This is a genomic window from Vulcaniibacterium gelatinicum, assembly GCF_008033445.1.
Classification (GTDB): Bacteria; Pseudomonadota; Gammaproteobacteria; order Xanthomonadales; family Xanthomonadaceae; genus Vulcaniibacterium_B; species Vulcaniibacterium_B gelatinicum.
Window position 1 is genome coordinate 75354 of record NZ_VNKO01000008.1, and the last position, 14249, is coordinate 89602.

At 72.4% G+C, this 14249-nt stretch carries 11 protein-coding genes; 5 read left to right on the forward strand and 6 right to left on the reverse strand.

Going from position 1 to position 14249, the window contains the following annotated elements:
* Positions 1-28: 28 nt before the first annotated feature.
* From FPV26_RS06675 to FPV26_RS06690, 4 genes are all read right to left on the reverse strand, one after another.
* Positions 29-2362, reverse strand: a complete 2334-nt coding sequence (locus tag FPV26_RS06675; protein WP_147652942.1) for a fimbria/pilus outer membrane usher protein — start codon at positions 2360-2362, stop codon at positions 29-31.
* Positions 2350-3087: a fimbrial biogenesis chaperone gene (locus FPV26_RS06680; RefSeq protein WP_147652944.1), complete on the reverse strand. Its 738-nt coding sequence runs from the start codon at positions 3085-3087 to the stop codon at positions 2350-2352. Before FPV26_RS06680 ends, FPV26_RS06675 begins: the two co-directional genes overlap by 13 nt.
* Positions 3088-3271: 184 nt before the next feature.
* Entirely contained in the window at positions 3272-3787 is a 516-nt protein-coding gene (locus FPV26_RS06685) for a Csu type fimbrial protein (RefSeq protein ID WP_181952578.1), read from the reverse strand.
* Between the two features lie 139 nt (positions 3788-3926).
* A complete protein-coding gene (locus FPV26_RS06690) occupies positions 3927-4193 on the reverse strand; it encodes a hypothetical protein (RefSeq protein WP_147652947.1) in 267 nt (88 codons plus the stop codon).
* A gap of 48 nt (positions 4194-4241) precedes the next feature.
* Here FPV26_RS06690 and FPV26_RS06695 point away from each other — a divergent pair, with 48 nt between their 5' ends.
* The 5 genes from FPV26_RS06695 to plsB all read left to right on the forward strand — a co-directional run bounded on the left by FPV26_RS06695 (position 4242) and on the right by plsB (position 11513).
* Entirely contained in the window at positions 4242-4670 is a 429-nt protein-coding gene (locus FPV26_RS06695) for a hypothetical protein (RefSeq protein WP_147652949.1), read from the forward strand.
* Positions 4671-4783: 113 nt separating this feature from the next.
* Entirely contained in the window at positions 4784-6763 is a 1980-nt protein-coding gene (locus FPV26_RS06700) for a UvrD-helicase domain-containing protein (RefSeq protein ID WP_147652951.1), read from the forward strand.
* A 144-nt stretch (positions 6764-6907) separates the two neighbouring features.
* Positions 6908-7792: a 5'-nucleotidase, lipoprotein e(P4) family gene (locus tag FPV26_RS06705; RefSeq protein WP_147652953.1), complete on the forward strand. Its 885-nt coding sequence runs from the start codon at positions 6908-6910 to the stop codon at positions 7790-7792.
* A gap of 71 nt (positions 7793-7863) precedes the next feature.
* Complete coding sequence (locus FPV26_RS06710; protein WP_181952579.1) at positions 7864-8769, forward strand: hypothetical protein; 906 nt, start codon at positions 7864-7866, stop codon at positions 8767-8769.
* Between the two features lie 41 nt (positions 8770-8810).
* Positions 8811-11513, forward strand: coding sequence for a glycerol-3-phosphate 1-O-acyltransferase PlsB (gene plsB, locus FPV26_RS06715; protein ID WP_147652967.1), 2703 nt, complete (start codon positions 8811-8813; stop codon positions 11511-11513).
* A 39-nt stretch (positions 11514-11552) separates the two neighbouring features.
* Here plsB and FPV26_RS06720 read toward each other — a convergent pair whose 3' ends face one another.
* Both FPV26_RS06720 and FPV26_RS06725 read right to left on the reverse strand, forming a co-directional pair.
* A complete protein-coding gene (locus FPV26_RS06720) occupies positions 11553-13676 on the reverse strand; it encodes a peptidase domain-containing ABC transporter (RefSeq protein WP_147652968.1) in 2124 nt (707 codons plus the stop codon).
* 382 nt (positions 13677-14058) lie between these two features.
* Positions 14059-14247, reverse strand: coding sequence for a hypothetical protein (locus FPV26_RS06725; protein WP_147652970.1), 189 nt, complete (start codon positions 14245-14247; stop codon positions 14059-14061).
* Between the last annotated feature and the right edge of the window lie 2 nt (positions 14248-14249).

Below are 14249 nucleotides of genomic sequence, written 5' to 3' on the forward strand. Positions count from 1 at the left end.
GCTCCGGACGCGGGCGTCCCCCGGGCGTTCATGGCGTTTCCCCCACTGCGTCACAGATCAGCTCGCCCAGCTCGGCCACCGGCGTGGCGCCGGGGGTGGGCACGCTCAGGAGGCAGACTGCGGCCACCGCCCCCGCGTCGTCCAGCACCTCGGCGCGGTAGCGGCCGGGCGCGAGCCCGTCCAGGTAATAGCGACCACTGCCGCCCAGCGGCGTCTCGGCCAGCTCCGCGCCGGTGTCGGCCGCACGCACCCGCAGGCGGCCGTACTCGGCCGCGCGCGTCACGCCCGCGGCCCGCACCCGCACCTGCCCGGTCACCGCCTGCACCACCTGCACGTCCATCGGCACCAGCGCGCCTGCGTTGCGCGGCACCGCCACCCGCCACGCTCCCCGGCGGATGTCGTAGCGGATCGGCACCGCCGCGGCATCGAGCGCGATCAGGTTCGGGTAGTACGGCACCAGGTCGCGCACCAGCAGGTCGCCGCGCGCGTCGGTGCGGCCGACCTCCACGTTCTCGCGCAGCACCGGCGCGTCCGCCAGGCCCGGCGCGCGCACCAGGGCGAAGCCGGTCTCCAGCGGCGGCGTGGCGAACATGCGGCCGCCGATCGCCACCAGCGCGCCGCTCGCCAGCGCATAGGCCTGGGTCGCGCCCGCGAAGCGTTCCACCCGCGCGGCGTAGCGCCCGTGCCGGCCCTGGTATTCGACTTGGCCGATCCCGGTCTGCGTATCCTCCAGGCGCTGCGCGCTCAGTTCATAGCCCCAGCCCACCCCGGGCGGGCGCGAGCGGCGCAGGTCCAGCCCCAGGCTCTCGCCGGCCTCGTCGCGGCGCGCGCTCAGGCTCAGGCTCTCGCGATCGAAGGCGTAGGTGAAGCCGAGCAGGGCGCTGGTGTCCTCGCGCAGGCCCTGCCGGTGTTGTACGGCCAGCTGCAGTTGCGCGCGCCCGGACAGGCGCCAGGTCGCCACCAGGCTCGCGTTGCGCTCGGCGGCCTCGCCCTCGCGCCGCTGCCGGCCGTAGCCGAGCTGCAACGCGAACGGCGACCACGGCGCCCAACTGACCGTGGCGTAGTCATCCTCGCGCAGGCGCCCCGTGACGAACGCGAGCGGTTCGCCCAGGTTGCGATAGCCGGCACTGAAGCGGCGGGTGCCGAGCGCCAGACCGTAGCGGCGGTCGCCATAGCTGTAACTGGCAGCCCAGGCCTGTCCGGAGCCGGCCTGGGCATGGTCGCTGGCGGCGAACGAGAACCCGAATTCGCCGAAGCCGCTGCGCAGGGCCAGGTCCGCGCCGAGGTTGCGCAGGTCGCGGTCGCCCTCGCCGCGCGCACCGACGGTCAGCCGATCGGTGAACCCGTGCCGCCACCAGGCCTGCCAGGCCACGCCGCCGGTGTAGCGGTCGTCCAGGCCCACGCCGCTGCGCGGCACGCCCATGCGCACGGCGTAGTCGGTCAGGCCCGGGGCCAGCAACTGGCTGGCGCCGTAATAAACCTGGCCGGGCAGGGTGAAGCGGTTGCCGAACGGATCGCGCACCACCACCTGCAGGTCGCTGCGTCCCGGCGGCAGGCCCAGGTTCTGCAGGGTGAACGGCCCAGGCCCCAGCTCGCGCCGGCCGACCAGTACGCCGTTGGCATATACCTCCACCGTGCCCGGGGTTTCCAGCACACCCTGGTAGAACGCCTGCGGGAACGTGACGAGATAGGGATCCTGCTCGAACGCGCGCTCCATGCCCACGCCGCCGAGCAGCAGCCCGCCGCCGAGCGCATCGCGCGCGACGGCGAACTGGTCGCCCACCGTCCAGCGCCGCAGGTGCTGCGGCTGGTCGAATTCGAACCGGGTCAGGCCGCGGCGCCAGCCTTGGGGCTGGTTCCAGAAGCCGGTGCTGCGCAGCGCAGCATGGCCACGACCGAGGGCGGCGTCGAAATAGGCGCTGTGCTGCTCGCGGCGCTCGCCGACGGTGAGGGCGTAGTTGACGAACGCGGTCCACGGCTGCGGCAGCGGGTCGGCCGCCACCCGGGTGCGCAGGTCGGCCTGCTGCACCGGACGCGCCTGCAGCGGCCGCTCGATGTCCACGCGCAGGGCCTCGCGATCCACGCGTACGGTCACGCCGCCGAGGGCGGAGGGATCCACGAAGTCGCGCTCGCCGATGCGCTCGGCCGCCAGCCCGGTCGGATCCAGGCCGGCGGCCAGCAGCGCCTCGCGATCCACCAGCACGCGGCCGTCGCGGACCACCACCGCGGCCACGCCCACGCAGCGGGCGTCCACGCACAGGTCGAGCAGCAAGACCTCGTCGCCGGGCTGCGCCGCCACCGGCATCGCCGCCAGCACCCCGGCCAGGGCCAGGGCCAGGGCCGGCCGCTTCAGCCGCCGCATCGGCGCGCAGCGGCGGGGATCTCCGCCGCGAGGGTCGTGGCCGGCATGGTGAGGCGCAGCTCGAGCCGCGCCGCGCGGGAGCAGACGCCGGCCGGCAAGGGCCGCGCCAGCGGCAATTGCGCGCCGGCCAGCACGTAGCCGGGGGCGATCGGCGTCTCGTGCACGACCCGTCCGGCCGCATCCAGCAGGCGCAGATGCGCGTCCTGCGGCGGCAGGTAGGCGTTGCCGGCATTGGCCAGGCGCACCCGCACCGCCCCGGCCTCGACCTCGGGCATCTGCAACTGCGGGCGTGGCACCGCCCTCGCCGGCTGCGCGAACACCGGGATGCTCAGCCGGGTCAGGATCTGCACGCTCGCTCCCTCCGCGGCGCGGGCCTCCGGCAGCTGCTGCAGCTCCACCCGCCAGGCGCGCGGTTCGTCGCGGCGCTGCAGGGTGCCGACCCGCAGCCGGGCCTTGCCCTGGGCCGGCACCGTGACCAGCAGCGGGTGCACCACCAGTTCGTCGCTGGGGGTCAGCTGCCAGGCGCCATCCACTCCCTGGGTCCAGCGCTTGACCTCGACCTCGAAACTGATCGGCCGGTCCTCGCCGTTGCCGATCACCAGCGTTTCGGCCGCCTGGCGCGGGCCGAGTTCGACCCGGGTCGGGTTGACGTTGAACTCGGCCGCGGTCGCCGGCAGTGCGAGGGCCAGCAGGGCCAACCAGATCCTTGGGGCGACGGCGGGCATGGGACGGCTCCGGAGACGGGGGCGGACACGAGGGACACGAACCGGGTCAGCGAGTGACCAGATCAGTCAGTCGCCGGTGGCCGGATGCGACGACGGCGCCCTGTGCGGACGCCGTCGAGGCTGCTTCCAGTGTGCCTGCGATCGCGGCCTGGGGCCAGGCCGCACCCCCGAGACGGGACGAGGCTCAGAACGTGACGGTGACCGTCACCGTATCGGTGTAGTTGCCCGCGGCGACGTCCTGGCCGGCCGGGATCCGGCCGTACGTGTTCAGGGTCGTGGCGGTGACCGACGAGGTGGAGGTGAAGTCGCGATCGTTGCTGGCATCGCAACCCCAGACCTGGGTCCGGCCGCTGTCCTGGTACAGGTCGTAGCGCAGGCGCTCGGCACCGGCGGCCATCTGACGCAGCGGCGCGGCGCAGGTGGAGCCGCTGGCGGGGTTGCCGCCCTGGCCCAGGGCGACGGCGGCGTTGGTGCCCTTGGTGCAGCGCACGCTGATCGAGCTGGCGGCGTCGAGCGCGGTGCTGAAGTTGGCGTCGGCCGGGTCGTAGGCGCCGAAGGCGAGGTCCGGCGTGGCGGTGATGCGGCAGCTGTTGGCGACGTTGGCGGTCACGTTGAAGCTGCCGGTCTGCGGCGAGGGACCCGCCAGGGCGGTCGAGGAAGCCAGCAGGCCGGCGATGGCGAGGACGAGGCGGTTACGCATGAAACGGACTCCGAGGCGTGGTGCAGCACAGGCAGGGCGATGCGGCGGGCCGCTCCACTGGCCGCAGGCAGGTGATCTTCGACATCCCCCGAGGGTTGGCATTGATACCGACTCGGTCGCGCAGTTTCTGTGCCGCAAGTCACAGAACGAAAGAGACGTGGGCAGACTTGGCACTGAGACGGGGTTTCCGCTCGGTTCGGGTCGCCATCACTGCTGTTCCGTGCCCGTCCGCACCAAAGGCCGGCAGGGGCGGCATCCGCAGGCGAGCGCGGGCCGCGCATCTCCTCTTGACAGCTGCGACGCAGTTGTTGTTGACGACGTGACCCGGCGCCGTGCGCCGCGGTGATGCCGATTGCAGAAACCCATTGTTTTTCAGGGTTTTTTGCGGTTCGGCGATGCCGGTCACGCAGCTTCCGCGCAAATACGGGCCCACTGGCGGCCGGAGGTTGCCCCCATGACCCGTTTCTTCCCCCTCATTCTGCTGCTCGCCGCTGCGCTCGGCCCGGCCCTGTCCCCGGCCCGGGCCGAGACCGCGCAGTTCGGCGTCAGCGTGCGGGTCGTGGACCGGCGCGCCGAGGCCGCCCTGCTCGACGCGCTGCCGCTGCCGACCGCCGCCCAGCCGCTGGCCGGCGGTCGTTACGACCGCCTCTATCTGCAGCCCGGCAGCCCCGCGGCCGCCGTGGCCCTCTACGAAGCCGCGCTGAGCCGCCAGGGCTACCAGTTGGTGGCCCGGCACGAGGGCCCCGCCGGCCTGGTCGCACAGTGGCGCGGCGCCGCGGGCGAAGTGCGGCTGTGGGCGCAGCCGGTGCTCGGCAGCGTGCCCGCCACCCGCCTGCGCCTGCAGGCCACGCCGTCCCCCAGGGATTGGGTCGCGGCGCGCTGACCGCGCAACGCAACCGACGCACTCCGTCGTCGCGCCGCACCCGATCCCCCTCCCGCCGGCGGCCGCGGCGGGCCGCCCTACAATGCGCGGCCCGCCGCCGTTCCCCTGCCCGCATGCAAGGACTCAACCCGCCGCAACGCGCCGCCGTGCTGCACACCGAGGGGCCGTTGCTGGTGCTGGCGGGCGCGGGCTCGGGCAAGACCCGGGTGATCGTGGAGAAGATCGCGCACCTGGTCGGCTCCGGGCGGATGCCGGCGCGGCGCATCGCGGCGATCACCTTCACCAACAAGGCCGCGCGCGAGATGAAGGAGCGCGTGGGCCGGCGGCTCAAGGGCGACGCCGCCGAGGGCCTGACCCTGTGCACCTTCCACGCCCTCGGCCTGCGCCTGCTGCAGATCGAACACGCGCGCCTGGGCCTGCGCCGCGGCTTCTCGGTGTTCGACGCCGACGACACCGCCGCCCAGCTCAAGGACCTGCTGCCGCCGGGGACCAAGCCCGATGCGCTGGAGGCGATGCGCGCGCTGGTCTCGCGCGCGAAGAACACCGGACTCTCGCCCGAACAGGCCGAGGCCGCCGCGCAAAGCCCGCGCGAGCGCGAGGCGGCGGCGCTGTACGCGCGCTACCAGCAGCGCCTGGCCGCGTTCAACGCGGTGGACTTCGACGACCTGATCCGGCTGCCGGTACAACTGCTCGAATCCGACCCCGAGTGCGTGGCCGCCTGGCGCGAGCGCATCGGCTACCTGCTGGTGGACGAGTGCCAGGACACCAACGACGCCCAGTACCGGCTGCTCAAGGCGATCGCCGGGCCGAAGGGCGACTTCACCTGCGTCGGCGACGACGACCAGTCCATCTACGCCTGGCGCGGCGCCAACCCCGACAACCTGCTCCAGCTCGGGCGCGACTACCCCGCGCTCACCGTGATCAAGCTCGAGCAGAACTACCGCTGCTCCCGGCGCGTGCTGCGCGCGGCCAACGCGCTGATCGCGCACAACCCGCACGAGCATCCCAAGACCCTGTGGAGCGACAACCCCGACGGCGAGCGGATCCGGGTCTGGGAGTGCCGCGACGCCGCGCACGAGGCGGAGAAGGTCGCCGCCGAGATCCAGTTCCTGGCACAGGCGCGGCAGGCGCCATGGAGCGACTTCTGCGTGCTGTTCCGCGGCAACCACCAGTCGCGGCCGCTGGAGAAGGCGCTGCAGCTGCTGCGCATCCCCTACCACCTCACCGGCGGTACCGCGTTCCTCGACCGCGGCGAGGTCAAGGACGCGCTCGCCTGGCTGCGCCTGGTCGCCAACCCCGAGGACGATGCGGCGTTCCTGCGCGCGGTGCAGTCGCCGCGGCGCGACGTGGGCGCGACCACGCTGGCGCGCCTGGCCGAGCTGGCGCAGCAGGCGCAGCTGCCGCTGGCGCGCGCGGCCGAGTCCATCTCCCTGCTCAAGCAGCTGCCGGCGCGCGCCGCCGGCGCGCTGCAGGCGTTCTCCGACCTGGTGCGCGGCCTGCGCGCCGACGCCGCGCGCCTGCCGCCGGCCGAACTGGTGCGCCGGCTCAACGAGCGCTCGGGGCTGCTGGCGATGCTGCGCGCGCAGTGCCGGGACGAGGCCGCGTTCCAGCGCCGCCGCGCCAACCTCGACGAGCTCGCCGACTGGTTCGACGGGCCGAAGACCGCCGGCCCCGGCGAACTCGCCGCCGCGCTCGCGCTGCTCGCGCACGCCGACAAGGGCGAGGCCGGCAACCAGGTGCGGCTGATGAGCCTGCACGCGGCCAAGGGCCTGGAGTTCCGTTACGTGTTCATCGTCGGCATGGAGGACGGCAACCTGCCGCACGAGGCCTCGCTCGAGGAAGGCCGGCTCGACGAGGAACGGCGCCTGCTCTACGTCGGCATCACCCGGGCCAAGGAGCAGTTGTGGCTGTCGTACGCGAAGGAAGCGCAGCGCTGGGGCGAACGCGTGCGCCTGTTGCCGAGCCGCTTCCTCGACGAGCTGCCCGCCGCGGAGCTGCAGCGCGACGGCGCCGACCCGGTGGCCGACGCCGCGCACAGACAGGCCCGCGCCCAGGCCGGCTTCGCCGCGATCGCGGCGCTGCTCGGCGACTGACCGCCGCGCGCCCGCGCCAGGCAGCCGAACGCGGGGCGTCCAGGGCGTGAAGCCCTTCGAACGGCGACATGGCGTGGTTTCCCCAGGCTTGCCGCCACCGGCGCGCGCGGCCAAGATGCCGCCACCTTCGCTTGCGTCCGCCCCATGTCCCGAATCCTGCCGCTCGCCGCGCTGTGCGCGGCGCTCCTCGTCGGCGCCTGCCGCCACGCCACGCCCGCCGCCTCCGCGCCGCCGCCGGCCCCCGCGGCCGCGGTCGCGGCCGACGACAACCTCAACGCCGTGCTGTGGATGCAGCGTTCGGTCGAGTACCGCGCGGTCACCCAGGCGCTGTACCGCGCCGCCGCCGCGCAGCTCGAACGCGCGCTGGCCGATCCGGCCTGGGACGCGCTGGCGCCGGCCGAACGCGACACGCCCGCCGCCGGCCTGCCGCCGGCGGTGATCGTGGACGTGGACGAGACCATGCTCGACAACTCGCCCTACCAGGCACGCCTGATCCGCGACGGGATCGAGTTCGACGACGCCGGCTGGGCGCGCTGGGTGGCCGAGCGCCGCGCGCAGGCGATCCCCGGCGCGGTCGCGTTCGCGCAGGCCGCGCACGCGCGCGGGATCACCGTGATCTACCTGAGCAACCGCGACGAGGCGCAGCAGGCCGACACCCTGGCCAACCTGCGCGCGGCCGGGCTGCCGGTGGCGGAGGGCGAGGTGTTCCTCGGCCTGGGCACGGAGGTGCCCGGCTGCGCCGCCCGCGGCAGCGACAAGACCTGCCGCCGGCAGTGGGTCGGCCGCCACTACCGGGTGCTGCTCCAGGTCGGCGACCAGCTCGGCGACTTCGTGCAGGTGCCCGAGAACACCCCGGCCGCGCGCGAGGCGCTGCTGGCGCGCCATGGTGCCTGGTTCGGCGAGCGCTGGTGGGTGCTGCCGAACCCGAGCTACGGCGGCTGGGAGGCGGCGCTGTTCGACAACGCCCGCGACCTGCCGCGCGCGCAGCGCCGCGAGCGCAAGCGCGCCGCGCTCGACACCGCGCCCTGAGCGCACGCCGTCGGGCTTGCGACCGCGGTCGCTTGCCCGGCCCCCGCGGGCGCCGCGACACTCGGGGGCCGATGCCCGGACCCGCCCGCCCGCGCCGCCTGCGTTCCGCCCTGCACCTGGCCGCCGTGGCCGGGCTGCTGGCGCTCGCCGCCTGCTCCCCGCCGCCCGCCGCGCCGCCGGCCGGGGCCGCCACGCCGGCCGAGGCGGTCACCGGACTGGCCCGGCTGCTGCGCGCGGACGACCTGGCCGGCTTCGCCGTGGCCGCGGTGCCCCCGGACCTGCACGCCCGGCTGGAAGCCGGCTGGCGCGCCGGCCAGACCCGCTGGCCGCTGGAGGAACTGCCGCTCGACGAGCACCTGCCGGCGCTGCTCGCCACGCTCGCCGCGCCCGGCGCCGAGGCCCGGCTGCAGGCGCAGTTCCGCCGCCAGTTCGCCGGCGCCGGCAAGGAGCTGTCCGCCGCTGCGGTGAGCCTGGGCGTGTTCGGGCTCGAATACGTGGCGCGCGAGCCGGCCTTCAGCGCCGAGGAACGCGACCACTACGCCCAGCAGATCCGGGCCCTGAGCCGCTGGGGTGCGCAGGCGCCGCTGGCCGACCCCGCGCGCGCCCGGGCCGCGGTCGCCGGCCTGGCCAGTGCCGTCCGCCGCAGCGGCCTGCGCGGCCAGGCCGACCTCGCCCGCCACGGCATGGACGCCAGCCTGCGCCGGCTCGGCCCGGTCTGGCGGGCGTCCAAGGACGGCCTGGCGCGCTACGGCCTGGATCTCGACGCCAGCCTGTCGAGCGTGCAGGCCAGCCTGCAGCGGCAGACCGGCGACCTGGCCGAGGTGCGCCTGCGCTACACCCTGGCCGGCACCCCCATCGACACCCTGGTCGCGGTGCAGCGGGTGGACGGCCGCTGGTATCTGCGCGACCACCTGCGCAACGCCGAGGCCTCGCTGCGGCCGCGCCCGGCCCCGCCCGCCCGCGCCGCCGCCCCTTGAGCGGCCGCCGGCCGTCCCCGGCCCTCGGCCATAATGCCCCGATGCCGACTTCACCCCGTCCGCCCGCGCAGCCCACCCTGTTCGGCCCCGAGCCGCTGCCCGAGCACCCGGCCGAGGCCGCCGCACGCCCCGCCGCGGACCGGGCCGGGCCCGAGGCGCAGGCCGCCGCCGGCGGCCAAGCCGTGCCCGAAGCCCCCGAACTGCCGCTGCCCCCGCCGGCACCCGCCGCCCCGCCGCCGGCCGCGTCCCGCCAGCGCCGGCCGTTGTGGGCGCGCCTGCTCGGCCGCCTGCTCGATCCCTGGATCCGGCTCGAGCTCGAACCGGCCGAACCGGCCCGCCTGACCGACGGCCGCCCGGTCTGCTACGTGCTCGAGGACTACGGCCTGTCCAACGCCCTGATCCTCGAGCGCGCCTGCCGCGAGGCCGGCCTGCCCTCGCCGCTGCAGCCGATGCCGGGCGATCCGCTCGGCCGCAAGCGCGCCTACGTCGCGCTCTCGCGCCGCCACGCCAACACCCTCAAGGCGCTCGGCCTCACCCCCGGCCCCGAGCACAAGACCCACTCCGGCTCGCTCGCCCGCCTGCTCCAGGCGCACCGCGCCGATCCGGCCCTGGACGTGCAGCTGATCCCGGTCTCGATCTTCGTCGGCCGCGCGCCCGACAAGCAGAGCGGCTGGTTCAAGGTGCTGTTCTCGGAGAACTGGACCCTGGTCGGCCGCTTCCGCCGGCTGATGGCGATCCTGCTCAACGGCCGCGACACCCAGGTGCAGTTCGCCGCGCCGGTGTCGGTGCGCGAGGTGATCGCCGAGGGGCTCGACCCCGAGCGCACCGTGCGCAAGCTCTCGCGCGTGCTGCGCACCCACTTCCGCCTGATCCGCGCCACGGTGATCGGGCCGGACCTGTCCACGCGCCGGCTGCTGGTGGACAAGGTGCTGGACGCGCCCACCGTCAAGGAGGCGATCGCCGACCAGGCCCGGCGCGACGGCAGCAAGCCGGCCGAGGCCTGGAAGAAGGCCCACGCCTACGCCTGGGAGATCGCCGCCGACTACTCGCACCCGGTGGTGCGCTCGCTCAGCTTCCTGCTCACCCCGGTCTGGAACCGGATCTACCGCGGCGTGCTGGTGCACCACCTCGACCAGCTCAAGCAGAACGCGCCCGGCCACGAGATCGTCTATGTGCCCTGCCACCGCAGCCACATGGACTACCTGCTGCTGAGCTACCTGCTGTACACGCGCGGCATCGTGCCGCCGCACATCGCCGCCGGCATCAACCTCAACCTGCCGGTGATCGGCCCGATCCTGCGCCGCGGCGGCGCGTTCTTCATCCGCCGCAGTTTCCGCGGCAACGCGCTGTACTCGGCGGTGTTCACCGAATACGTGGCGCAACTGGTCGCCGGCGGCTACTCGATCGAGTACTTCATCGAGGGCGGCCGCTCGCGCACCGGCCGCCTGCTCCCGCCCAAGGGCGGCATGATCGCGATGACCGTGCGCGCCTACCTGCGCCAGCCCACCCGGCCGGTGCTGTTCCAGCCGGTGTACATCGGCTACGAGAAGCTGATGGAGGGGCGCAGCTACCTGGAGGAGCTGTCCGGCAAGCCCAAGGAGAAGGAATCGGTGTGGGCGCTGCTGGCCAACATCCCCAGGATCCTGCGCAGCAACTACGGCCAGGTGGTGGTGAACTTCGGCGAGCCGATCCGGCTCGACACGGTGCTGGCCGAATGTGCGCCCGACTGGGACGGCCAGCCGCTGCGCGACGAGGACCGGCCCGAATGGCTGGCGCGCACCGTGGACACGCTCGCCCAGCGCATCCAGGTCAACGTCAACCGCGCCGCCGACGTCAACCCGGTCAACCTGCTGGCGCTGGCGCTGCTGTCCACGCCCAAGCACGCGATGGGCGAGGCCGACCTGCTGGCGCAGATCGCGCTGTCGCAGAAGCTGCTCACCGAGCTGCCCTATTCCGAGCACGTCACGGTCACCCCGCACACGCCCGAGCAGATCGTGGCGCACGGCGAGGAGATCGGCATGCTCACCCGCACCCCGCACCCGCTCGGCGACGTGCTCAGCGTGGGCGGCGACACCGCGGTGCTGCTGTCGTACTACCGCAACAACGTCCTGCACCTGTTCGTGGCCGCGGCCTGGATCGCGCAGTGCTTCCAGCACAACCGGCGCATGGGCCGCGAGCAACTGCTGCGCCTGGGCCGCGCCCTGTACCCGTTCCTGCAGGCCGAGCTGTTCCTGCCCTGGGACGAGGACGGCTTCGCCGCGCGCATCGAGCGCACCATCGAGGTGTTCGTCCGCGAGGGCCTGCTGCAGCAGGTCGGCGACGAGGAAGGCGGCATCCTGCAGCGCAACGCCGGCCAGAGCGACGAGGTGTTCCGCCTGCGCGCCATCGGCCACTCGCTGCAGCAGGCGTTCGAGCGCTACTACATCGCGATCTCGGTGCTGGTGAAGAACGGCCCCGGCACCCTCACCACCGGCGAGCTCGAGACCCTGTGCCAGCTCGCTGCGCAGCGCCTGTCGCTGCTGTACGCCCCGGCCGCACCCGAGTTCTTCGACCGCACCCTGTTCCGCGGCTTCATCCAGAAGCTGCGCGAGCTGAAGCTGGTGTGGCCGGATCAGACCGGCCGCCTGGCCTTCGACGAACGCCTCAACGGCTGGGCCCGGGACGCGCGCGTGATCCTCGGCCGCGAACTGCGGCACACGATCGAGAAGGTGAGCCCGGAAGCGGCGCGGCCGGCGGGCAGGTAACGCATAGGCAGGTGCCAGCAGGAAGCGTCTGGCACAGCCTCACGCCGGTGCCGTCTCGCACGCCTCGCGGGACGTGGCCGCCGGCCTCTGCGGCCGCAGCTCCTGCACGATCCGCCCGCCTTCCAGGATCAGCGCCCGGTCCGCGCTGGCGATCGTTTCCGGCCGATGCGCCACGATCACCTTGGTCAGGGCGAGGTTGCGCACCGCCTCGTTGACCAGCCGCTCCCGCATCACGTCCAGGTGGCTGGTGGCCTCGTCCAGGAACAGGATCCTCGGCTCGCGGTACAACGCCCGGGCCAGGATCACCCGCTGCTTCTGCCCGCCCGACAGCGAACTGCCCATGTCGCCGATCAGGCTGTGGTAGCCCATCGGCATCGCCGCGATCTCCTCGTGCACCGCCGCCAATCGCGCCGCGCGCTCGATCCGTGCCTGATCCGCCTCGGGGTCGAAGAAACTGATGTTGTCGGCGATGCTGCCGGCGAACAACTGGTCGTCCTGCATCACCGCGCCGACGATCCGGCGGATGTTGCGCGGGCCGACCCTGCGCAGATCCTGCCCGCCCACGGTGATGCGCCCCTCGGTGGGCTCCATCAGGCCCAACATCAGCTTCACCAGCGTGGTCTTGCCGCAACCGGAGGCGCCCACGATCGCCACCGACTCGCCCGGCTCGACGGTGAAGCTGCACTCCTTCAGCACCCATGGCTCGCCCTCGCCGTAACGGAACGACAGGCCGCTCACCTCGATCCGGGTGTCGGCCGGCGGCGGCAGGTCGGGCAGCGCCAGCGTCGGCTCGGGCGGGGTCAGGACGATGTCGGCCAGCCGCTCGCCATGCAGGCGCAGCATCCGGAACTCGATCCACTTGTCGATCAACGCCCCGACCCGCTGCGCGAACTGGTCCTTGTAGGCCAGGTACGCGATCAGCATGCCCACCGAGAACACGTTGGACAGTGCCAGCACCGCGCCGATCCAGATCACCGCGATGCGCTCGACGCCGAACACCAGCTGGCTCGCCGTGTTGAAGCCGAGGCCCATCCGCGCCAGCCGCACCTCCTGGTTGACCGTGTCGGCCATCAGGTTCGCGTAGCCGGCCTGGCGCAGGGGCTCGCCGCCTGCCACCTTCAGGCTCTGCATGCCACGCAGGGTCTCGAGCAGATGGCTTTGCTGCCTGGCGGAGGCGACCAGTTGCTGTTCGGTGCGGTCGCGCACCGGCCGGTAGGCCAGCGCACGCAGCCCCAGGTACAGCGCCACCGCCCCCAGCGTGACCAGCGCCAGCTTCCAGCTGTAGATCAGCATCATCACCAGCGTCACCACCGCCATCAGCCCGTCAATGAGCGCCTCGACGAAGCTCGTGGTCAGGGTCTTCTGGATCGCCTGCACCGACGCCATCCGCGAGGTGATGTCGCCCAGGTGCCGCTTCTCGAAAAAGTCCAGCGGCAGCTTCAGGAGGTGGGCGAAGACATTGCCCATCCACTGCAATCCCAGCCGCGAGGACAGGTACACCACCGACCAGCCGCGCAGCAGGCCAATCCCGACCTGCAGCAGCAGCGCGAGCCCGAACCCCAGCCCCAGCACCACCAGCAGGTCGCGGTCGGCCGAGACCAGCACCTGGTCCACCACCCACTGCACGTAGAACGGCGCCAGCAGCACGAAGGCCTGCAGCGCCACCGACAGCAGCCCGATCAGCGCCAGCGACCGCCACAGCCCCGACACCGGCCCGGTCAATTGCCGCACCGTGACCGCCGGCGCCGCCCGGCGCGGCCGGAAATCCGCACCCGGCGTCAGCTCCAGCGCAACGCCGGTGAAATGCTTCGACACCTCGTCATACCCGAGCCTGCGCTCGCCGAACGCAGGATCCAGGATCGTGACCTTCGACGCACCGGCCTTGGCCAGCACCACGAAATGGTTCAGGTCCCAATGCAGGATGCACGGCACCTTCAGCTTGGGCAGATCTTCGAGCTCGAGCCGCAACGGCCGCGTCGCAAACCCCAGCTGCTGGGCGATGTGGATCAACTGGTTGAGCCGGGCGCCCTTGAGCGAGAGCGGGAACCGCTGCCGCAGCTCCGGCAGCCCGATGCGCAGATCGTGTGCCTCCGCCACCATCGCCAGACAGGCGAGGCCGCATTCGGTGGCTTCGGATTGGATGACCGCTCTACCCCGTGCCATTACTTGAAGGGGGTTGCCTTGGATCTCGTCTTGCGCGAGTTAATCTGCTCATAGCCCCAGCTGAGCAAGAGACTAACTCCTAAGACTATCGCGAACCAAGACCACCTTCCATAGCGGAAATAAGTATAAAAAAAGTCAGCGACGTAATATACGCCAAGTATCAAAACAGCTCGCTGAATCCACCGTGCCGGGACAGTCATGAGTATGCACCCTGTAGAAAGTGCTGGTAAGGACGCGCGCCAACGCGAAGCGTGTACGGCTCTAACAGCATCGATTTTCCGTAATATTCAACTCACACATCATAGAGCCTCAGAAAACCTACTGATATTCAATCAGCGGGCCATGCCAGGTGGGCCATGGCCCGCTGAAATTGCTCACTTACTTAAATTGCAAGCGTGGCGTTAGCATACGCTTGCTGTTTGCAGTAATTCGTAGCATCCGCGAGCGCGCTGCCTATGGCGCTACCAATCGCAGACACTGCACTGCCGAAAGCAAAGCCTGCAGCGCGACCCATGTCGTAAACCATACCGCCGTCAACAACTTCAATTTCTGTAATATTCAGTTCGCGCATGA

Coding starts and splice junctions, on each gene's coding strand:
- FPV26_RS06705 (WP_147652953.1), top strand. CDS start 6,908: ATGTCCCGAATCCTGCCGCTCGCCGCGCTGTGCGCGGCGCTCCTCGTC.
- FPV26_RS06710 (WP_181952579.1), top strand. CDS start 7,864: ATGCCCGGACCCGCCCGCCCGCGCCGCCTGCGTTCCGCCCTGCACCTG.
- FPV26_RS06700 (WP_147652951.1), top strand. CDS start 4,784: ATGCAAGGACTCAACCCGCCGCAACGCGCCGCCGTGCTGCACACCGAG.
- FPV26_RS06675 (WP_147652942.1), bottom strand. CDS start 2,362: ATGCGGCGGCTGAAGCGGCCGGCCCTGGCCCTGGCCCTGGCCGGGGTG.
- FPV26_RS06685 (WP_181952578.1), bottom strand. CDS start 3,787: ATGCGTAACCGCCTCGTCCTCGCCATCGCCGGCCTGCTGGCTTCCTCG.
- FPV26_RS06720 (WP_147652968.1), bottom strand. CDS start 13,676: ATGGCACGGGGTAGAGCGGTCATCCAATCCGAAGCCACCGAATGCGGC.
- FPV26_RS06680 (WP_147652944.1), bottom strand. CDS start 3,087: ATGCCCGCCGTCGCCCCAAGGATCTGGTTGGCCCTGCTGGCCCTCGCA.
- plsB (WP_147652967.1), top strand. CDS start 8,811: ATGCCGACTTCACCCCGTCCGCCCGCGCAGCCCACCCTGTTCGGCCCC.
- FPV26_RS06725 (WP_147652970.1), bottom strand. CDS start 14,247: ATGCGCGAACTGAATATTACAGAAATTGAAGTTGTTGACGGCGGTATG.
- FPV26_RS06695 (WP_147652949.1), top strand. CDS start 4,242: ATGACCCGTTTCTTCCCCCTCATTCTGCTGCTCGCCGCTGCGCTCGGC.